21 protein-coding genes are annotated in these 18,029 nt (G+C 62.0%); 8 read left to right on the top strand and 13 right to left on the bottom strand.

The genetic code is table 11. The annotated features are described in order from the left end of the window. The first annotated feature begins 8 nt into the window (after positions 1–8). A complete protein-coding gene (locus AF337_RS34740) occupies positions 9–452 on the top strand; it encodes a GNAT family N-acetyltransferase (RefSeq protein ID WP_049735681.1) in 444 nt (147 codons plus the stop codon). Here the strand turns inward: AF337_RS34740 and AF337_RS34745 are convergent. Beyond that, the gene (locus AF337_RS34745; protein ID WP_049735682.1) at positions 442–1,059 is read right to left on the bottom strand and encodes a hypothetical protein; all 618 of its coding nucleotides are present in this window, start codon (positions 1,057–1,059) and stop codon (positions 442–444) included. The two genes, AF337_RS34740 and AF337_RS34745, sit on opposite strands and share 11 nt — an antisense overlap. A 149-nt stretch (positions 1,060–1,208) precedes the next feature. Here AF337_RS34745 and AF337_RS34750 point away from each other — a divergent pair, with 149 nt between their 5' ends. After that, positions 1,209–1,706: a YciE/YciF ferroxidase family protein gene (locus AF337_RS34750; RefSeq protein WP_049735646.1), complete on the top strand. Its 498-nt coding sequence runs from the start codon at positions 1,209–1,211 to the stop codon at positions 1,704–1,706. Between the two features lie 141 nt (positions 1,707–1,847). Here the strand turns inward: AF337_RS34750 and AF337_RS34755 are convergent, their stop codons facing one another. Further along, positions 1,848–2,741, bottom strand: coding sequence for a LysR family transcriptional regulator (locus tag AF337_RS34755; RefSeq protein WP_049735647.1), 894 nt, complete (start codon positions 2,739–2,741; stop codon positions 1,848–1,850). Positions 2,742–2,858: 117 nt separating this feature from the next. Here AF337_RS34755 and AF337_RS34760 point away from each other — a divergent pair, with 117 nt between their 5' ends. Together AF337_RS34760 and AF337_RS34765 are read left to right on the top strand one after the other, a co-directional pair. Beyond that, the gene (locus tag AF337_RS34760) at positions 2,859–3,854 is read left to right on the top strand and encodes an aldo/keto reductase (protein ID WP_049735648.1); all 996 of its coding nucleotides are present in this window, start codon (positions 2,859–2,861) and stop codon (positions 3,852–3,854) included. A gap of 91 nt (positions 3,855–3,945) precedes the next feature. Next, positions 3,946–4,305 (top strand): nuclear transport factor 2 family protein, encoded by a 360-nt coding sequence (locus tag AF337_RS34765; protein ID WP_049735649.1) that lies wholly within the window; start codon positions 3,946–3,948, stop codon positions 4,303–4,305. 54 nt (positions 4,306–4,359) lie between these two features. Here AF337_RS34765 and pheT read toward each other — a convergent pair whose 3' ends face one another. The 5 genes from pheT to infC form a co-directional block, all read right to left on the bottom strand. After that, positions 4,360–6,783 (bottom strand): phenylalanine--tRNA ligase subunit beta, encoded by a 2,424-nt coding sequence (pheT, locus tag AF337_RS34770; RefSeq protein WP_049735650.1) that lies wholly within the window; start codon positions 6,781–6,783, stop codon positions 4,360–4,362. 16 nt (positions 6,784–6,799) lie between these two features. Further along, positions 6,800–7,882: a phenylalanine--tRNA ligase subunit alpha gene (gene pheS, locus AF337_RS34775; protein WP_049735651.1), complete on the bottom strand. Its 1,083-nt coding sequence runs from the start codon at positions 7,880–7,882 to the stop codon at positions 6,800–6,802. 148 nt (positions 7,883–8,030) lie between these two features. Continuing rightward, on the bottom strand, positions 8,031–8,435 hold the full coding sequence (gene rplT, locus AF337_RS34780) for a 50S ribosomal protein L20 (protein ID WP_049735652.1): 405 nt from the start codon (positions 8,433–8,435) through the stop codon (positions 8,031–8,033). Positions 8,436–8,473: 38 nt separating this feature from the next. Then, on the bottom strand, positions 8,474–8,677 hold the full coding sequence (gene rpmI / locus AF337_RS34785; protein WP_003570998.1) for a 50S ribosomal protein L35: 204 nt from the start codon (positions 8,675–8,677) through the stop codon (positions 8,474–8,476). Between the two features lie 313 nt (positions 8,678–8,990). Then, the gene (gene infC / locus AF337_RS34790; protein ID WP_012559640.1) at positions 8,991–9,527 is read right to left on the bottom strand and encodes a translation initiation factor IF-3; all 537 of its coding nucleotides are present in this window, start codon (positions 9,525–9,527) and stop codon (positions 8,991–8,993) included. A gap of 178 nt (positions 9,528–9,705) precedes the next feature. Here infC and AF337_RS34795 point away from each other — a divergent pair, with 178 nt between their 5' ends. Together AF337_RS34795 and AF337_RS34800 are read left to right on the top strand one after the other, a co-directional pair. Next, positions 9,706–10,530, top strand: a complete 825-nt coding sequence (locus AF337_RS34795; protein ID WP_049735654.1) for an alpha/beta hydrolase — start codon at positions 9,706–9,708, stop codon at positions 10,528–10,530. Between the two features lie 164 nt (positions 10,531–10,694). Beyond that, complete coding sequence (locus tag AF337_RS34800; RefSeq protein WP_049735655.1) at positions 10,695–11,294, top strand: transglutaminase-like cysteine peptidase; 600 nt, start codon at positions 10,695–10,697, stop codon at positions 11,292–11,294. A gap of 613 nt (positions 11,295–11,907) precedes the next feature. Here the strand turns inward: AF337_RS34800 and mbfA are convergent. Next, positions 11,908–12,891, bottom strand: a complete 984-nt coding sequence (mbfA, locus tag AF337_RS34805) for an iron exporter MbfA (RefSeq protein WP_049735656.1) — start codon at positions 12,889–12,891, stop codon at positions 11,908–11,910. Between the two features lie 183 nt (positions 12,892–13,074). On the opposite strand from mbfA, the gene AF337_RS34810 reads away from it, so the two are divergent. Beyond that, the gene (locus AF337_RS34810; protein ID WP_049735683.1) at positions 13,075–13,542 is read left to right on the top strand and encodes a group III truncated hemoglobin; all 468 of its coding nucleotides are present in this window, start codon (positions 13,075–13,077) and stop codon (positions 13,540–13,542) included. 4 nt (positions 13,543–13,546) lie between these two features. Here the strand turns inward: AF337_RS34810 and AF337_RS34815 are convergent, their stop codons facing one another. From AF337_RS34815 to AF337_RS34825, 3 genes are all read right to left on the bottom strand, one after another. After that, positions 13,547–14,440, bottom strand: a complete 894-nt coding sequence (locus AF337_RS34815; RefSeq protein WP_049735684.1) for an EamA family transporter — start codon at positions 14,438–14,440, stop codon at positions 13,547–13,549. Between the two features lie 90 nt (positions 14,441–14,530). Beyond that, on the bottom strand, positions 14,531–15,082 hold the full coding sequence (gene recX / locus AF337_RS34820; protein ID WP_049735685.1) for a recombination regulator RecX: 552 nt from the start codon (positions 15,080–15,082) through the stop codon (positions 14,531–14,533). Between the two features lie 9 nt (positions 15,083–15,091). Continuing rightward, positions 15,092–16,117: a histone deacetylase family protein gene (locus AF337_RS34825; protein ID WP_049735657.1), complete on the bottom strand. Its 1,026-nt coding sequence runs from the start codon at positions 16,115–16,117 to the stop codon at positions 15,092–15,094. A 134-nt stretch (positions 16,118–16,251) separates the two neighbouring features. On the opposite strand from AF337_RS34825, the gene AF337_RS34830 reads away from it, so the two are divergent. After that, positions 16,252–16,863: an HAD-IA family hydrolase gene (locus AF337_RS34830; RefSeq protein WP_049735686.1), complete on the top strand. Its 612-nt coding sequence runs from the start codon at positions 16,252–16,254 to the stop codon at positions 16,861–16,863. Between the two features lie 15 nt (positions 16,864–16,878). Here AF337_RS34830 and AF337_RS34835 read toward each other — a convergent pair whose 3' ends face one another. Both AF337_RS34835 and AF337_RS34840 read right to left on the bottom strand, forming a co-directional pair. Further along, positions 16,879–17,397, bottom strand: a complete 519-nt coding sequence (locus AF337_RS34835) for a GNAT family N-acetyltransferase (protein ID WP_049735658.1) — start codon at positions 17,395–17,397, stop codon at positions 16,879–16,881. Positions 17,398–17,420: 23 nt separating this feature from the next. Continuing rightward, positions 17,421–17,990, bottom strand: coding sequence for a helix-turn-helix domain-containing protein (locus AF337_RS34840; protein WP_049735659.1), 570 nt, complete (start codon positions 17,988–17,990; stop codon positions 17,421–17,423). Between the last annotated feature and the right edge of the window lie 39 nt (positions 17,991–18,029).

An 18,029-nucleotide genomic window follows, 5' to 3' on the forward strand; every position in this document is an offset into this window, starting at 1 on the left:
AAGAGACGATGACCGTGACGATCCGCGATGCCCGCCTGGAAGACGAAACCCGCTGGCGCGACCTCTGGGCTGATTATCTCGCCTTTTACGAGGTTACGGTCGATGCCGATATCACCGACCAGACATGGCGCCGGGTTTTCGATCCGGCGTCGGCGATCGCCATGCGCGTCGCCGAGGTCGACGGCAGGATCATGGGCTTTGCGCTCTATCTCACCCATGAGGGCAGCTGGATCCGCGGCAGGGATTGCTATCTCGAAGATCTGTTCGTCGATCCCGAGGCACGCGGCCAAGGCGTCGGGCGGGCACTGATGGACGATCTCGTCGCCACCTGCAAAGCCAGGGGCTGGTCGCGGCTCTATTGGCATACGAGCGAGCAGAACAAGACGGCCCGGGCGCTCTATGACAGCTATGTCGAGAGCGACGGCCATATCCGCTATCGCATCAGCTTCTGAGGGCAGGAAAACCTTCGTACCATTCGGAATGTTTTCCCTCCCAATTCGCCATGCCCGGCTTGGTGAGGATGCCGCGCGGGCTGACGTAACTCTGGATCACCCGTTTCGGCCGCTCGTGCCACTGGATATTGAAGGCCCAGAGCTTGGGGAAGAAGCAGAGCGAAGCATAAGGCAGATGATCGTGGATCCACCAGGCGAGACGCTGCCAGTCGCTTTCGTCGCTGTAGCGGTCGAGCATCCATGGCACGGCAATGCAGACCGCAGCACCCATGCAGCCGTCGAAGTCCCGCATGTCCCAGATGTGATGGGCTGCGGTGGCAGCATTGGTCGAGCAGTTCAGATTGTTGTCGTTGCCGAACCTGTTGACATCAGGCGATCGATAGCCGGAACGGATATGCAGACGACCGAAGGCCGCTTCCAGCGGCTCCAACAATTCCTGGCAAAGCCTCCTGCCTGCCTCGATCGCCAGATCGGGATCCTCGGGAATATTGGGGATGCGGTGGAAATCGGCAATTTCGGAATGCAGGAAATCGCGGAAGAAGAAGTTCTGCGACAGCCGCACACGGCCGAGATCCTCCAGCCCCTTCATCGAACCCGGCTTGCGCATGACGTTCTCTTCCTTCCACATCGACGGCAGAATCATCGCCCGGAGCAGATTTCCAGTCCACCCGAAATCGGTCGGGAACAATTTGCGCAATCCTTGCTTCTTAGTGTGTCGCCGCATTCGCGGCCTTTCCCAGAATAAGGATCGAGAAAATGGCCAAGGAAAAGACGTTGGAAGATCTCTTCTACGACACGCTGAAGGACATCTATTTTGCCGAACGGCAGATTTTGCGCGCCCTGCCGAAGATGGCGCGCGCTGCGCAGTCTTCGGAACTGAAGGCGGGTTTCCAGAAGCACCTGGAGCAAACCGAAGGCCAGGTCGAGCGCCTGCAGCAGGTTTTCGAGAAGATCGGCAAACGCGCCCAGGGCAAGACCTGCGAGGCGATCCAGGGCATTATCGCCGAGGGCGAGGAAATCATGGAGGAATTCAAGGGCACGCCGGCGCTGGATGCCGGGCTGATTTCCGCGGCCCAGGCCGTCGAGCATTATGAAATCGCCCGTTACGGCACGCTGAAGACCTGGGCTGCGACGCTTGGCCTCAAGGATGTCGTCAGCCTGCTCGACCAGACGCTGCAGGAAGAAACGGCGACAGACAAGACCCTCTCGCAGCTCGCCACCACGGCGGCGAACCAGAAGGCCAAGGCAGCCTGACGGAATGAACAGAACGGGCGGCGGGTCTGTTGCCGGCCGCCCGTATCCTTCTACGGCGCCGCGCGTCTATCAGGCGCGCAAAGGACGCTGTAACACTTGAAATTGCTGCGTAATTCCTTAGATCGATGACGATCCAAGGTATTATGCAGTGACATATCTGAAGAAATCGATGAAGGCTCGCAGCGCCGGGCGCATCTGCCGCCGGGTGGGGTAATAGAGAAACGGCCCGGAATAGGGTGCGCACCAGTCCTCCAGTACCCGCACCAGCTTGCCGCTCGCCAGCTCGGCATCCACCCGCATATCGAAGAGATAGGCAAGGCCGGCGCCATTCAGCGCCGCAAGCAGGGCCAGCCGGTCCTCGCTGACAATCAGCGGCCCATCGACTGCAACGACCAATTCCTGCCCGTCCTTTTCGAATTCCCAGCGATAGATGGAGCCGTTGGTGAAGCGCCGTTTGATGCAGCGGTGATGGACGAGATCGCGCGGGTGTCCAGGCTTTGGATAACGCTCGAAATATTCGGGCGACGCGGCGATGACAGTCGTCAGATCGGGCGAGACCTTGACCGCGATCATATCGGCTTCCAGGCTCTCCTCGAGCCTTATGCCGGCATCGAAACCCTCCTTGACGATATCGGTGAAGCCGTCCTCATTGGCGATCTCCAGGGTGATATCGGGATAGAGGTTGAGAAAGTCGCCGAGGCGCGGGGCGAGCAGGAGATCGGAGGCGAAGCGCGGCGCGGTGATCCGCAGATTGCCGGCGGGCTTGGCGCGGGTATCGCGGACGGCCTCCAGGGCAATATCGATCTCTTCAAGCGCCGGACGCAGCCGCTGGAGAAGCAGGCGGCCCTCCTCCGTCGGCGCGACGCTGCGGGTGGTGCGCGCCAGAAGCCTGACACCCAGGCTTTCCTCCAGGCTCGAGATCGCATGACTGATCGCTGACGGCGCGACGAGGAGTTCCTTGGCTGCGGCGCGGAAGCTGCGATGCTCCGAAACGGCGGCGAGAACGGCGAGTTGCGAGAGCTGTGTTCTGTTCATTGATCGAAATAATAGAACAAGCCGTTAGAAACTGCATGTATTTTCTGACCGATGACGCAGGGATATAGTCTGCCCGTGCCGCATAGAGCGGTTCCCAGCTCAGAAACGGAGCACATGATGAAAACCCGGAAACTCGGAAACGATCTGACCGTCTCAGCCGTCGGCCTCGGCTGCATGGGCATGAGCTTTGCCTATGGCACCAGCGACGAAGCGGAATCAATGAGGACGCTCAATCGCGCCGTCGAACTCGGCGTCACCTTTTTCGACACCGCCGAAGTCTATGGCCCCTTTACCAATGAGACCCTTCTCGGAAAGGCGCTGAAACCATTCCGCGACCACGTGGTGATCGCCACCAAATTCGGCTTCAAGATCGATACGAACAAGACAGGTGCTGCCGCCATCGCCGGCGTCGACAGCCGTCCCGAGCATGTGCGGCAGGTCGCCGAGGCCTCGCTGAAGCGGCTTGGGATCGAGACCATCGACCTGTTCTACCAGCACCGCGTCGATCCCGATGTGCCGATCGAGGAGACGGTCGGCGTCATGGCCGAGCTGGTGAGGGAGGGCAAGGTCCGCGCCCTCGGCCTCTCGGAAGCCGGCAGCGCCACCATCCGCCGCGCCCATGCGGTGCATCCGATCGCCGCACTCCAGAGCGAATATTCGCTCTGGACGCGCGACCCCGAAGAGGATGTGCTCGCCACCTGCCGCGAGCTCGGCATCGGTTTCGTGCCCTACAGTCCGCTTGGCCGCGGTTTCCTGACGGGGGCGATCCGCAAGGCCGACGATCTTGCCGCCGACGATTTCCGCCGGCAGGTACCGCGCTTCCAGGCGGAGAATTTCGACGCCAACGCCGCCCTCGTCGCCACGCTCGAACAGCTTGCCGCCGAGAAGGGCGTGACGGCCGCGCAGCTGGCGCTCGCCTGGGTGCTGAACCAGGGCGACGACATCGTGCCGATCCCCGGCGCCCGCAAGCTTCACCATCTCGAGCAGAACGCCGCCGCTGCCGATATCGTGCTCAGCGTGGCCGAACTCGAGCAGCTCGACGAGGCGATCCCGGCCGCGCAGGTGGCGGGAAAACGCTATTCGGACGCCTCGCTTGCAATGACGAACCTGTAAGCGACAAAAGCCCGGCCTGATACAACCGGCCGGGCTTGCCTTCGCGGCCGGCGAAACTATCTAAAGCCATCTCGGAAAACGGGATGAAAACATGTCGGACAGGCAGGCAGTCGAACAGACGGTTCATCTCTATGTCGAAGGCATGGCCTTCGCCAATGAGGCAGCCTTGAAAAAGGCCTTTCACCCGAAAAGCTCGATCATCGGCTATTACCAGAATGCCGTCGAATGGCTGACGCGGGACGAATTCATCGCCGCCATCCTGGCGGAGGAGCCGGCCCCGCCCGGCACGCAGCCCTTCATGGATATCCAGAACGTCGATGTCGAGGGCGATGCGGCGAGCGTCAAGGTCACCGACGATTTCGCCGGAATGCGTTTCACCGACTATCTCTCACTGCTGAAGATCGACGGCCGCTGGACGATCGTCAGCAAACTCTACCATCTTCACACGTGAAAAGACCGGCCGCCTTGGCAGCCGGTCCGTTGTTTTTGGTGAAGGCCAACGCGATCAGCTTCTGAGAACGCCGCCGGTGAATTTTGTCACGCTGGCGACGATCTTCTGCGTCAGCGCCTCGAAGTCCTCATCCGTCAGCGTGCGCTCGGCCGGCTGGATCTGGACCTCGATCGCCACCGACTTCTTGCCCTCGCCGACGGAAGCGCCTTCGAAGATGTCGAAAACATTGACGCCGGTGACCAGCTTGCGGTCGGCGCTTGTCGCAGCCTTCATGATGGCGCCCGCTTCCACCGTCTTGTCGACTACGAAGGCGAAGTCGCGCTTGACCGCCTGGAAAGGCGAAAGATCGAGCGCCGGCTTGGTGCGGGTCGCCTTCTTCTTCGGCTCGGCCATGGCATCGAGATAGACCTCGAAACCGCAGAGCGCGCCGGAGACATCGAGCGCCTCAAGCGTCAGCGGATGGAACTCACCGAAATAGCCGAGTATGACCTTCGGCCCCATCTTGATCGTGCCGGAGCGGCCGGGATGATACCATTCCGGCCCGCCCTGCTCGATCTGGATATTGCCCATCGGCAGGCCGCAGGCTTCGATGACGGCGAGCGCATCGGCTTTGGCGTCGAAGACGTCGACCGGCTTTCCGCCGCCCTTGGCGGCGTTCGACCAGGCGCGGCCAGCGCCGGCAAGCGAGGCCGTGCCGCGGCGGATGCCGCCGGCAACGCGGCGCTGGCCATCCGGCCGGTCGTTCTCATAGGTGCCGGAGACCTCGAAGAGGGCGACGTCGGCATAGCCCTTGTCGGCATTGCGCTGGGCCGCGGTCAACAAGCCCGGCAGCAGCGAGGGGCGCATATCCGACATTTCGGCGGCGATCGGATTGGCAAGCTTGAGGGCGGGTGAACCGCCGCCGAAGAGCTTGGCCTGATCTTCCGGAATGAAGGACCAGGTGACGGCTTCGAGCATGCCGCGCGAAGCAAGCGCCCGCTTGGCGAGGCGAGTGCGGATCTGCAGCGTCGTCAGGATCTTGCCGTTGACGACAGCGTGGCTTTCGAGCGGCGCCGGCTTGATATTGTCGACGCCATGGATGCGCATGACCTCCTCGACGAGATCGGCCTTGCCGTCGACATCCGGACGCCAGGAAGGAACGGCGACCGAGACACGCTCGCCGGAACCGGAGACCGTGAAGCCGAGGCGGGTCAGAATGCTGTTGCTTTCCTCATCCGAGACGTCGAGGCCCGTCAGGCGCTTGACTTCGGAATAGGGGAAATCGACGATCTTCGATTCGTAACCCTTGTAGCCAACGATCTCGGCTCTGGCGGCCGTGCCGCCGCAGAGTTCCAGCACCAGTTCCGTCGTGCGTTCGAGACCGGGAACCATATAATCCGGATCGACGCCGCGTTCGAAGCGGTAGCGGGCATCGGTGATGATGCCGAGGCTGCGGCCTGATTTGGCGATGTTCATCGGATCCCAGAGGGCCGATTCGATCAGCACGTCGACGGTTTTCTCGTCGCAGCCGGAATGTTCGCCGCCCATGATGCCGCCGATCGATTCGATGCCGTCTTCATCGGAGATGACGACATTGTTCGGGCCGAGCTTATACTCGCGTTGGTCGAGCGCCAGCACGGTTTCACCTTCGGCGGCGCGGCGGACGGTGAGGCTGCCCTTGACCTTGGCAGCGTCGAAGACGTGCATCGGCCGGCCCTGGTCGAAGGTCATGTAATTGGTGATATCGACCAGCGCATTGATCGGACGCAGGCCGATGGCGGTGAGCCGCTGCTGCATCCAGCGTGGGCTTGGGCCGTTTTTGACGCCGCGCACCAGGCGCAGCGCAAAGCCCGGGCAGAGCTTGGCATCGTCGAGATCGAGCGTCAGCTTCACCGGCGTCTCGCCTTCGACGGCAAAGGACGGCGCGGGTCGCGTCTTCAGCGTGCCGAGGCCGGAAGCGGCGAGATCGCGGGCGATGCCGTGGATCGAGGTGCAGTCCGGCCGGTTCGGCGTCAGGTTGATTTCGATGACCGGGTCGTCCAGATGCGCATAGGCCGCATAACTTTTTCCGACCGGCGCATCCTGAGGCAGATCGATGATGCCGTCGTGGCTGTCGGAGATCTGCAGCTCCTTTTCGGAGCACATCATGCCATGGCTTTCGACGCCGCGGATATTGCCGACGGCAAGCGTCACATCGATGCCTGGAACATAGGTTCCGGGTGCCGCGAAGGCGCCGACGAGGCCGGCGCGGGCATTCGGCGCACCGCAGACGACCTGGACCGGCGCGCCGGCGCCAGTGTCGACCATCAGCACCTTCAGGCGGTCGGCCTGGGGATGTTTTTCCGCCGAGACAACTTTGGCGATGACGAAGGGCTTGAACGCCGCCTTGTCGTCGACATCCTCGACCTCCAGACCGATCTCGGTGAGGCGTGTGCAGATTTCATCGAGGCCGGCATCCGTTTCCAGATGCTCTTTCAGCCAGGAGAGCGTGAATTTCATCGTCCCAATTCTCCGTTCAAGCGCTGAGGCCGCCGAACAGCGTCGGCATGTCGAGCGGGCGGAAGCCGTAATGCGTCATCCAGCGGACGTCGGCGTTGAAGAAGTCGCGCAGGTCGGGCATGCCGTATTTCAGCATGGCGATGCGGTCGAGGCCCATGCCCCAGGCAAAACCCTGGTATTCGTCCGGATCGAGCCCGCCGTAACGCAGCACGTTCGGATGGACCATGCCGCAGCCGAGGATTTCCATCCAGTCCGTGCCTTCGCCGAACTTGACGATCGGGCCGGAGCGGTCGCACTGGATATCGACCTCGAAAGAGGGCTCGGTGAAAGGGAAGAAGGACGGGCGGAAACGCATCGTCACGCTGTCGACCTCGAAGAAGGTCTTGCAGAACTCCTCGAGCACCCAGCGGATGTTGGCGACATTGGCCTTCTTGTCGATGACCAGGCCCTCGACCTGATGGAACATCGGCGAATGCGTGGCGTCGCTGTCCTGGCGATAGGTCTTGCCGGGAATGATGATGCGGATCGGCGGCTTCTGCGCTTCCATGGTGCGCACCTGCACCGGCGAGGTATGGGTGCGCAGCACCTTGCGCTCACCATTCTCATCCGGGTTGAAGAAGAAGGTGTCGTGCATCTCGCGGGCCGGGTGGCCTTCGGGGAAATTCAGCGCAGTGAAATTGTAATAATCGGTCTCGATGTCGGGACCTTCGGCGATCGAGAAGCCCATGTCGGCGAAGATCGCGGTGATCTCGTCGACGATCTGGCTGATCGGATGGATGCGGCCGCGCTCGGCGGGCGAAGAGCGCACCGGCAGGCTGACATCGACCGTCTCCGCCTTCAGCCGCGCATTGACCGCCGCCATTTTCAGCACCGACTTGCGTTCAGCAATGGCATCCGTCACCGCGTTCTTCAGGGCGTTGATCGCTGCACCCCGGGTCTGGCGCTCTTCCGGCGTCATGGCGCCAAGCGTCTTCAGGAGTTCGGAGACCGAGCCCTTCTTGCCGAGGGCGGACACGCGCACGGCTTCGAGCGCGGGCTCATCACCAGCGGCGGCAATTTCGGCAAGCAAAGAGGATTTAAGCTGGTCGATATCTGACATTGTCTTCTTTCCGTCCAGATCAGGCGGCGTTCGAAAGGCAGGCCGGAGAGGCCGGCGCAAGGAATATAAAGAAAGAAAAACCCGCGCTAGCCCAAACCAGCGCGGGTTTCCCAAAATTCAAAAAAGCGTCAAGCTTGGGAAGCGCTGGTTACTTGACCGCGCCTTCAAACTCGTTGGCCGTACCGGCTTCCTTGAGGTACTCAAGAGCCTTCTTGGCAGCCTTGACGAGCGCGCCGAATGCCTCCGGCTCGTGGATCGCCATATCGGAGAGAACCTTGCGGTCGACTTCGATGCCGGCCTTGTTCAGGCCGTCGATGAAGCGGCCGTAGGTCAGGCCGAATTCGCGGACAGCGGCGTTGATGCGCTGGATCCAGAGCGCACGGAAGTTGCGCTTGTTGACCTTGCGGTCGCGGTAAGCGTACTGCTTCGAACGATCAACAGCAGCCTTGGCGGTGCGGATGGTGTTCTTGCGGCGGCCGTAAAAGCCCTTGGCGGCCTTCAGAACCTTCTTATGCTTGGCGTGGGCGGTAACGCCTCTTTTTACACGTGCCATATCATGATCTCCTTAAATCTAGCGTTCGCGGACGAGTCTCAGAGACCGTTCGGCAGGTAATTCTTGATAACCTTGCGGCCATCCGGTTCTGCGAGAACCATGGTGCCACGTGCATCGCGAATGAACTTGTTGGTACGCTTGATCATGCCATGGCGTTTGCCGGCAGCGGCAGCCTTGACCTTGCCGGTTGCGGTGATCTTGAACCGCTTCTTGGCAGAGGACTTCGTCTTCATCTTGGGCATTTTGCTACTCCTTCTGTCCTCCCTGCGCGCTTCATCAAAAAAGCCCTTCTCGCGAAGTCCGGTTCTCCGGCCGTCGCAACCAGGTGCGGGAGCGTTTGTTGTTGATCTGCGGCTTCAGTGACGAACCGTTCCGCAAGCATTCGAAACTGCCACGGCATGCCCTGCCGGTCAGTTCGGACGCGCGCTTATAACCGCAGCGTCCTGAAAGTGCAACGGGGCCGCGGAGGAATCTTCGCACAGGCGGAAAGTCCCGGGGCCGAAAGCACAAAAGCCGCCCTTGCGGACGGCCTTGGGGCGAAAAAGTGCCTGGCGCTTACTTCGGCGCCAGCACCATCATCATCTGGCGGCCTTCGAGCTTGGGCTCGGCTTCGACCTTGGCGAACTCGGTCGTATCGGCCTTGACCTGCTGCAGCAGTTTCATGCCGAGTTCCTGGTGGGCCATTTCACGGCCGCGGAACTTCAGCGTCACCTTGACCTTGTCGCCTTCGTCGAAGAAGCGACCCATCGCCTTCATCTTCACCTCATAATCATGGGTGTCGATATTGGGGCGCATCTTGATTTCTTTGACTTCGACGATCTTCTGCTTCTTGCGCGCCTCGGCAGCCTTCTTCTGGTTGGCATATTTCAGCTTGCCCAGATCGAGGATCTTGCACACAGGCGGTTCGACATTCGGGGAAATTTCGACGAGATCGAGGCCGGCTTCCTCAGCCATTCTCAAGGCCTGGTCGGTAGGCACGACGCCCATATTCTCGCCGTCAGCCCCGATCAGCTGAACTTTGGGAATGCGGATTTCACGGTTCGAGCGCGGTCCGTCCTTCACGGGCGCGTCGGTTTTAAAAGGTCTGCGAATGGTCGTATTCTCCTCGCGTTGTTTCGGAATGTTGCAGCCTCGCGCTCCCATATCGGGGTGCACAAACGTGTCGCGTCATCGCTGCAACGGAGTCAATATCATCCTTTAGCGGAAAAATCACCCGCTGTCAGCCTGCCAAGAATCTGTTTTATAGGCCAAAATAACAGGAGTTTCGCCGATGTCCGATCAGATGCTGAATGCCCAGCCGCAGTTCCTAACGGTCGGCGAAGGTGAGGCGGCGCGTGATATCGCTATCATCGTCCGCCCGGCGCAAGCCGGCAGCGACGCACCGGCACTCGTCTGGTTATCCGGCTATCGCTCCGATATGAGCGGCACCAAGGCCGTGGAACTCGACGGGCTGGCGGCGGAACTCGGGCTTGCCTGCATTCGTCTCGACTATTCCGGCCACGGAGTTTCCGGCGGCAGCTTCAGCGACGGCACGATCTCACGCTGGCTGGAGGAGGCGCTGGCCGTCATCCGTCATGTCGCCCCCGAACGGGTGATCCTGGTCGGCTCGTCGATGGGCGGCTGGATCGCGCTCAGGCTGGCGCAGGAGCTCCAACGGCGGGACGGCCCGAAGCTCGAAGGAATGGTGCTGATTGCGCCGGCCCCCGATTTCACCTCCGAACTGATCGAGCCGAACCTCAAGGCCAGGGAGCGCAAGTCGCTTGCCGAGCGCGGCTATTTCGAAGAACGGTCGCAATATAGCCCCGAGCCGAACATCTATACCAGGGCGCTGATCGAGGACGGCCGCGACAACCGGGTGCTTGACGGCATCATCGAAACCGGCTGCCCGGTGCATATCCTCCAGGGCATGAAAGACGCCGACGTGCCGCATGCGCATGCGATGAAACTCATGGAGCATCTTCCCGCCGACGACGTGGTGCTGACCTTTGTCCGCGACGGCGACCACCGCCTTTCCCGCCCAGGCGATATCGCGCTTCTGCTTGCCGCCGTCAAAGGCATCATCCGTTCATCAACGAGCAGGCAGATGCCCGTTTAAACGGCACCGGCCAAGAAATTCGCCCGACGCGAGCGCCCAACCCGTTGCATTTTAACCATGTCGGCGAGTCGCAAGGCGCTCCCAAGAAGTAACGATTGACTCTTCTCGGCCCTCTCCATTAACACTTTGTTAATAAATGAGGGGCGATACGAGGAAGATCGGGCGTGCGGATGAAGGGTATTTTTGTGGCCATGATGGCCATGTTTGCGATGGCGACGGCCGCCATACCGGCCCCCAGCAGAAATGCTTCAATGGTAACGGGCAATGCCACATCCCAGCCGATCGGCCACTATGATTTCTGTCAGATCCACCGCAGCGAATGCGGGGCAAACCGCAATTCCGGCCCGGTCGAGATGACGCCGGCAAAGTGGTCGCTGGTGCGTTCGGTCAACGCCACGGTCAACCGCACGATCACACCGATGACCGACAAGGAAATTTACGGCAAGGATGAGGTCTGGGCCTATCCGACCACTGCCGGCGACTGCGAGGATTTCGCACTCCTGAAGCGCCGCATGCTGATCCAGCGCGGCTTTTCGGCCGCCGATCTGCTGATGACCGTCGTACGCAAGCCGGATGGCGAAGGCCATGCCGTGCTGACGCTGCGCACCGCCGAGGGCGACTTCGTGCTCGACAACCTCGCCTCCGACGTCAAGCCGTGGTTTGGGACGCCCTATTCCTTCGTCAAGCGCCAGTCGAGCTACAATGCCGGCCGCTGGGTCACCATCGAAAACGGCCGCGACGTTCTGGTCGGCGCACTGCGGTAAGGATTTCCGGGGGATGTGGGGAAAAAAGGCCGGCGAAAGCCGGCCTTTTGCTTTTTGGGGATGGACGCGTGCACTGCTACCTTTCGCTTCCGCTCAAGGTGTTCGTCGCTGACGCTCCTCACCCCCCCCATCTGCCCTGACGGGCATCTTCTCCCCGCTGGGGAGAAGGGGGCAAGACGCACGGTCATCATTCCTGCATCAAAGGTCTCAAGAGGATTGAGACGCTGCCACGAGTCCTTCTCCCCAGCGGGGAGAAGATGCCGGCAGGCAGATGAGGGGGTGAGCGACGATAGGAGCGAATGCACGCAGCGCAAGCGAAGCGCAACGATACCGACGCGCCCTCTCTCCGGCCTCATCCTGGGGCGCGGCGCCTCGAAGGACGGGCTGGCCACCGCAGCCACCCGCACTCCTCCTTCGGGGCCCCTGCGGGGCGCCTCACGATGAGGGCTGATTGTTGTGCCTGCCGCGGGTGATATGAAATCATCGTGGAGTTTGCGGCACTGTCAGTGGGTTGCGTTCGCGGCACCGTCTCCCGGCCCTCCGCATGGCTCCGGGCGTTCGTCGCTGCAATCGATTCACCGGATCGATTGCTCGGGCTACGCCCGACCGCAGCTCACCCATTCCCAATCAAAATCCCGGCGCCGAGCACCAGGCCGCCGCCGAGGACCACCTGGAAGGCGGCGCGCAGGAAGGGGGTTTCCATGTAACGGTTCTGGATGAAGGCGATTGCCCAGAGTTCGAAGAAGACGATGATCGCGGCGGTGATCGTCGCCGTCCAGAAGTGCGGGATCAGATAAGGCAGCGTGTGGCCGAGGCCGCCGAGCGCCGTCATGATGCCGCAGGCAAGGCCGCGTTTGACCGGCGAGCCCCTGCCGGAGATCTTGCCGTCGTCATGGGCGGCTTCAGTGAAGCCCATCGAGATGCCGGCGCCGACGGAGGCGGACAGGCCGACAAGGAAGGTCTGCCACGTATCCTGCGTGGCGAAAGCGGCGGCGAAGATCGGCGCCAGCGTCGAGACCGAGCCGTCCATCAGCCCGGCAAGACCGGGCTGCACATAGGTCAGCACGAATTGCCGATGCACCGTCGCGTCCTCGTCATGCTTGACGTCTTCAGGCGTATGTTTGTCGCCCAGCATGCGGGCGATATCCTCATGCCCTTGTTCGGCAAGCGCGAGATCGCCGAGAAGCTCGCGCGTCGAGGCATCCGAGGTGCGTTTTGCCGCCTCGACATAGAAACGATAGGCCTGCTCCTCCATCGCCTCGGTTTCCCGGCGCATCGCATCCAGGGTCAGATTTGCCCTGAGCCAGTCGGGTTTGCGTTCGTAGAAGCCCTCGACATGCTCACGCCGGATCAGCGGGATGCGCTCGCCGAAACGCTGGCGATGGATTTCGAACAACGACTTGCGATGCGTGTCCTCGACTTCGGCCATATCCTCGAAGACTTTGGCCGAGGCCGGAAATTCACTTCGCAACCTGTCGGCATAGGCGAGATAGATGCGGGCATCGTCTTCCTCGGAGGCGATCGCGAGGGCGAGAATCTCCTGCTCGGACAGCGATTCGAAAGATCGTTTCGAGGATCTGAAAAACCGCGCCAGCATGACACTCTCCAAATTTAGAATTATTCTAAATCTAAAGAAGGAGGCGATAACGGTCAAGGGCGCGGGAAGTGATTGAAGCGCCTGGGCTGACAGAATGCCGCAAGCGGGCACCGATGACTTTGGCTCGCTGTGTTAAACACCTATATGACAGAGCGCCGCATCACGCGGCGCCGGGGTTTTGCAATGGACAATGAAATTCAGGGTCGCCCTGCCCATATCGCGGCGATCCGCGAAAGGGCGGAGACAGAGATGCGGGAGATGGGCGTCGACGACGCCTTTATCGGCAGGCTGGTCGAGACCTTCTACACCAGAGTGCTTGCGGATCCCGATCTCGGCCCGGTGTTCGACGCCAGGCTTTCCGGCCGCTGGCCGGCGCATATGGAGAAGATGAAGAGCTTCTGGTCGGCGGTCGCCTTCCGCAGCGGCGCCTATGGCGGCAAGCCGGTGCAGGCGCATGCAGGTGTCCAGAACCTGAGGCCGGATCTCTTTCCGAAGTGGCTGTCGCTGTTTGCCGCAACACTCGACGATATCGCGCCAACGCCGGAGGCAAAGACCTGGTTCATGGCGACGGCCGAGCGGATCGCCAAAAGCCTGACGCTGTCGCTGTTCTACAATCCCGCCCTCGACGACCCGACAAGAAAGACGGGCTGATCCCTTACTGCTTTGCGGAAAAGGTGGCGCCGGCGCTTGCGGCGACGACCAGAGCCGTTCCGGCCATCTGCAGAAGGGTCATTGGCTGCGTCAGAATGGCAAAGCCAGCAAGAGCCGCAATGGCCGGCTCGAGGCTCATCAGGATGCCGAAGGAAGTTGTCGGCATGCGCCGCAGGGCAATCAGCTCCAGGGTGTACGGTAGCAGCGGCACGAGAACGGCGAGGCCCGCCATTTCGATCAGGCCGTAGCTGTCGAGCGCCGGCGCGGCGCCGGCGAAGCCGAAAGGTGTCGCGACGACAGCGGCAACCATCAGCGACATGGAAAGCCCTTCCAGCCCCTTGAAGCTTGCGCCGATCTTCTTGGTGAGCACGATATAGATCGCCCAACCGGTTCCCGCGCCGCAGGCGAAGAGAATGCCCGGTATATTCCCAACCCAGCCTTCACCATCATGGGCAAGAGCCAGAACGCCGAGCGCGGCAATCAACGGCCAGACCAGACGCCGGCTGAGGCCGTAGCCGATGGTCGCGACCGAAAGCGGGCCGAGAAAATCGATCGCCACGGCGAGACCGAGGGGGATGCGCTCGATCGCCGCGAAGAAACTCATGGTCATCAGCGCCGTCGTCATGCCGAGAACCAGAGCGCTGATCCATTGCTCTTTGCTATAGCTGAATATGCGCGGACGGACGGCGACGGCCAGGATGAGGGCGGCAAAGGCAAGGCGCAGCCAGCTGGCGCCGGCTGGCCCATAGGTGGCGATGGCGGAGGAGGAAAGTGCGGCGCCGAACTGGATTGAGGACATGGACAGCAGGCACATCAGCCCGCCGGCCGCCAGGCCGCCGGATGTTGCAGGTCCTTCGATTGCCAGCACGCCGGCACTGTCGTTGGTTCTGTCTTCCATGTCCGCCTCCGATTGCGGGCTCTTCATACGAAGGTCATTTGCAACCGACAAATTCAAACTTCTGATCCAGGCAGCAAAAGGCCTGATGCATCAGAGGCGGCCTGCGAGGATCACCTCTTCAGCCTCTTCGAAGCTCATGTCGAAGACCTTCTTGCCGATCTCGAAGCTGAAGCCATTGCGGGCGAAGGCGGAGAGTTCCTTGGCCTTCCGCTTGTCGTCAAGCTCGACCCGGCGGAACGGGCCGAAGGCGCGCTTGCGGGCGAATATCGCCGCAGCATAGAGATCATCCGCCGCCTCGAGTGCCGCCTCGACCTTGTCGCCGGAGACACCCTTGGCGGTCAGTTTCTGGGCGATCGCACGCTTCGATTTGCCGCCGCGCACGGCAGAGCGCGTGCTGATCTCGGCATAGGCGCCATCATCGAGCACCTTGTTGTCATAGGCAAATTTGACGGCGAAATCGGCAACCGCCTTGAGCTGGCCCGCGCCGATATCCTCGAACTTCTCCTTGGCCTTGCGGGTGATGGCGTCAAAGAGCTGCTTTTCCGTCATCATCCGCCGCTCCAGGCGGTAGATGGCGGAGTTGCGCGCCCAGCTCAGCATGCGGGGTGTCGGGATATCGGACGGAACGGTCTCGTCGGTCATATCAAGCAATCAGGCTTCCAGACCTTTGAGCACATTGGCAACGTTGAGGCCGATTTCCGGCACGCCGTAGCCGCCCTCCATGCAGACGAGCACCGGCAGGCCGGCAGAAGCGATCATCGCCCCCATGCGGGTGAAATCGTCGGAGGTGAGGCTGAAGAAGGAGATCGGATCGCGCTCGAAAGTATCGACGCCGAGCGCCACGACGATCGCCTCGGCGCCGAAGGCCTTGATACGGGCAAGCGCATCGGCAAGGGCCGAAGACCAGATCTCCCAGGGTGTGCCCGGCGGCATCGGATAATTGCGGTTGGCGCCCACCCCCGCCCCCTCGCCTTCCTCGTCGGCATGGCCGAGGAAATAGGGAAAGGCCTGCATGGGATCGCCGTGCAGCGAGGCGGTGAAGACATCGCCTCTGTGATAGAAGAGATCCTGGGTGCCGTTGCCATGGTGGAAATCGACATCGAGCACGGCGACCTTTTTCGCACCGCGATCGAGCAGCCGCTGCGCCGCCACACCCGAATTGTTGATGAAGCAATAACCGCCGAAAAGATCGATGCCGGCATGGTGGCCGGGCGGGCGGCAGAGCGCGAAGGCGAAACGATTGCCCTCTCCCAGCCAGTCGGCGCCCGTCACCGCGCAGCGCATCGAGGCGATCGCCGCCTCATAGGAGCCTTTGGTGATCGAGGTGTCGGCGGCATTGGCATAATGGCCGATCGCGCCGACGATATTGTCGGGTACGCGCTGGCTGGTGCGGCGCACCGGGAAGGAATTGGCGATCGCCTCACCGTCGAACCCGGCCGCCACCCAGCGGTCCCAGACCGTGGCGAGAAAATCGAGATAGGCGGGATCATGCACCTTTCCAGCCGTTTCCAGCCCGTGCGCATCGGGCGCGACGACATCGGCAAAGCCCGCCACCTTGACCGCCGCCAGGATCCATTCGGCCCGGAACGGCGCCTCGAAGGGGGTCACCAGCTGGCCGGCATGGAGCTCGGTCTTCGCATCGCGCAGCTTGTGGTCTTCGGAATAGATGACACGCATTTCAGATCCTGCCTTTGATTGAAGGTCGAGATTTACACGGGGTTGCCGCGACAAAAAAGCGGCGCGGCGACCTCTTGATCATCCAGAGCAACAACGCCACCTTCGCCGCTGTCTTGAGAACGAGGAATTTCCGCATGAAAGTGCTGATGGTCGATGTCGACGGCGTGCTCATTCATGGCCGGCCGACCGACGGCCTGCCGCATTTCACTTTTCTCGATCGCGATCTCGGGCTGCGACCCGCGCTGCTGCAGCAGGAATTCTTCCAGACCTGCTGGGGAGATATCATTGTCGGCCGCGCGGCGTTGGAGCCCAGCCTTGCCGAAGTGCTGGCAAAGATCGCGCCCCATCTCAGCGCCGCAACGCTGATCGACTATTGGTTCGAAAACGATTCCCGCCTTGATCTCGCTCTGCTGGAAGAACTCGCCGCCCTCAGGCAAACCGGTGTCACGCTGTTCCTGGCGACCAACCAGGAGCATCGGCGGGCGCGCTACCTGATGGAACAGGCCGGCCTTGGCGCCCATTTCGACGACATCCTCTATTCCGCGGCACTCGGACACAGCAAACCGTCGCCCGACTTTTTCCGGCTGGCGACCGAGCGGGCCGGCGCCCTGCCCGGCGAGATCGCCTTCATCGACGATATGGCGGTGAATGTCGAAGCGGCGCGGCAATTCGGCTGGCATGCGGCGCAATGGACGGCGGGCGCCAGGCTGCGCGAGACGCTTTCCGCCTTCAGCCTTCCAAGATGAGCGGAGCCGGCGCAATCAGGCGAGCCGCTTGTAAAACAGGGTGGTGTCGCAGAAGCCGCCTTGCGGCCACAGCGCATAATCGGGGATGACGCCGACGCGCTGCCAGCCCAGACGGGGATAGATCGCCTCGGCATCGCTGCCGGTTGCGGTATCGAGCACCAGCAGGGTCTTGCCACGCCTTGCCGCCTCGTGCTCGGCGGCCTGCATCAGCCGCCGGGCGAGGCCACGCCCGCGGGCGGAGCGATGCACTAAGAGCTTCTTCAGATCGCCGCGATGCGGCTGGTTCGGCATCTGCGCGGCCCCCACCTGCACCGTGCCGACAATCTGACCCTCCAGTTCGGCGACCAGCAGCAGATTGCCGCCCGCAGCAACGGCATCGGCGACATCGCGCCAGTAGAGTTCGGCCTCGTCAGGCCCATAGGGCTGCATGAAGCCGACGGAGGCGCCGCCGGCAACACAATCAACAAGCACCCGCGCAAGCGCCGGAATGGCGGCGCGCGCCTCATCGGCGGAAAGGATACGAATATCGGGCATGGTCTTCTCCTGAACTGAAGCTGTTAGCGGCCGCCGCGATCGAGCACGACGCAATAGCGCGCCGGCGCGTTGCCGGGATTGTGGAAGACATGGCCTTCGCCGACCGGCATGAAGAGGCAATCGCCGGGGCGCAGCCGGTAGACCGCCTCGCCCGCCGTCATCTCCAGCTCGCCGTCGAACAGCCAGATATGCTGCGTCATGCCATGTGATGCCGCATGCGGGGGAAAGCTGACGCGGGCGCCAGGGGGAAATTCGACCTCGACGATATCGACGTCGGAAGCCGTACCGGGCGCCGAGACCGAACGCCTGAGATAACCGGTCTCCGGATCGCGCCAGACCTGCTGCTCCTGACGGCGGGCCAGCGGCGAGGCCTGCTCCCCCTCCTCCGCGAAGAAGGCCGACAGCGACAGGCCGAGCGCAGCACAGATCCGTGCCAGCAGCGAGGCGGTGGGGCTCGCCTCCGCCCGTTCGATACGCGAGATCATCGCCCGGCTGACCCCGGAGGCGGTGGCGAGATCGTCGAGGGTCAATCCTTTGTCCAGCCGCAGCGTGCGGATACGGATGCCGATTGCCAGTTCGAGTTCCTGTTCCATCGTCCGATCCATGATTCTACTATAAGAGAAATACATTAT

Origin of the sequence: Rhizobium ecuadorense (assembly GCF_001187535.1) — a bacterium.
GTDB lineage: Bacteria > Pseudomonadota > Alphaproteobacteria > Rhizobiales > Rhizobiaceae > Rhizobium > Rhizobium ecuadorense.

What these genes read in the sequence shown, in the direction of transcription:
- AF337_RS34740 (WP_049735681.1), top strand. Translation starts at nt 9, where the DNA reads ATGACCGTGACGATCCGCGATGCCCGCCTGGAAGACGAAACCCGCTGG.
- AF337_RS34745 (WP_049735682.1), bottom strand. Translation starts at nt 1,059, where the DNA reads ATGCGCAAGCCGGGTTCGATGAAGGGGCTGGAGGATCTCGGCCGTGTG.
- AF337_RS34750 (WP_049735646.1), top strand. Translation starts at nt 1,209, where the DNA reads ATGGCCAAGGAAAAGACGTTGGAAGATCTCTTCTACGACACGCTGAAG.
- AF337_RS34755 (WP_049735647.1), bottom strand. Translation starts at nt 2,741, where the DNA reads ATGAACAGAACACAGCTCTCGCAACTCGCCGTTCTCGCCGCCGTTTCG.
- AF337_RS34760 (WP_049735648.1), top strand. Translation starts at nt 2,859, where the DNA reads ATGAAAACCCGGAAACTCGGAAACGATCTGACCGTCTCAGCCGTCGGC.
- AF337_RS34765 (WP_049735649.1), top strand. Translation starts at nt 3,946, where the DNA reads ATGTCGGACAGGCAGGCAGTCGAACAGACGGTTCATCTCTATGTCGAA.
- pheT (WP_049735650.1), bottom strand. Translation starts at nt 6,783, where the DNA reads ATGAAATTCACGCTCTCCTGGCTGAAAGAGCATCTGGAAACGGATGCC.
- pheS (WP_049735651.1), bottom strand. Translation starts at nt 7,882, where the DNA reads ATGTCAGATATCGACCAGCTTAAATCCTCTTTGCTTGCCGAAATTGCC.
- rplT (WP_049735652.1), bottom strand. Translation starts at nt 8,435, where the DNA reads ATGGCACGTGTAAAAAGAGGCGTTACCGCCCACGCCAAGCATAAGAAG.
- rpmI (WP_003570998.1), bottom strand. Translation starts at nt 8,677, where the DNA reads ATGCCCAAGATGAAGACGAAGTCCTCTGCCAAGAAGCGGTTCAAGATC.
- AF337_RS34795 (WP_049735654.1), top strand. Translation starts at nt 9,706, where the DNA reads ATGTCCGATCAGATGCTGAATGCCCAGCCGCAGTTCCTAACGGTCGGC.
- mbfA (WP_049735656.1), bottom strand. Translation starts at nt 12,891, where the DNA reads ATGCTGGCGCGGTTTTTCAGATCCTCGAAACGATCTTTCGAATCGCTG.
- AF337_RS34810 (WP_049735683.1), top strand. Translation starts at nt 13,075, where the DNA reads ATGGACAATGAAATTCAGGGTCGCCCTGCCCATATCGCGGCGATCCGC.
- AF337_RS34815 (WP_049735684.1), bottom strand. Translation starts at nt 14,440, where the DNA reads ATGGAAGACAGAACCAACGACAGTGCCGGCGTGCTGGCAATCGAAGGA.
- recX (WP_049735685.1), bottom strand. Translation starts at nt 15,082, where the DNA reads ATGACCGACGAGACCGTTCCGTCCGATATCCCGACACCCCGCATGCTG.
- AF337_RS34825 (WP_049735657.1), bottom strand. Translation starts at nt 16,117, where the DNA reads ATGCGTGTCATCTATTCCGAAGACCACAAGCTGCGCGATGCGAAGACC.
- AF337_RS34830 (WP_049735686.1), top strand. Translation starts at nt 16,252, where the DNA reads ATGAAAGTGCTGATGGTCGATGTCGACGGCGTGCTCATTCATGGCCGG.
- AF337_RS34835 (WP_049735658.1), bottom strand. Translation starts at nt 17,397, where the DNA reads ATGCCCGATATTCGTATCCTTTCCGCCGATGAGGCGCGCGCCGCCATT.
- AF337_RS34840 (WP_049735659.1), bottom strand. Translation starts at nt 17,990, where the DNA reads ATGGAACAGGAACTCGAACTGGCAATCGGCATCCGTATCCGCACGCTG.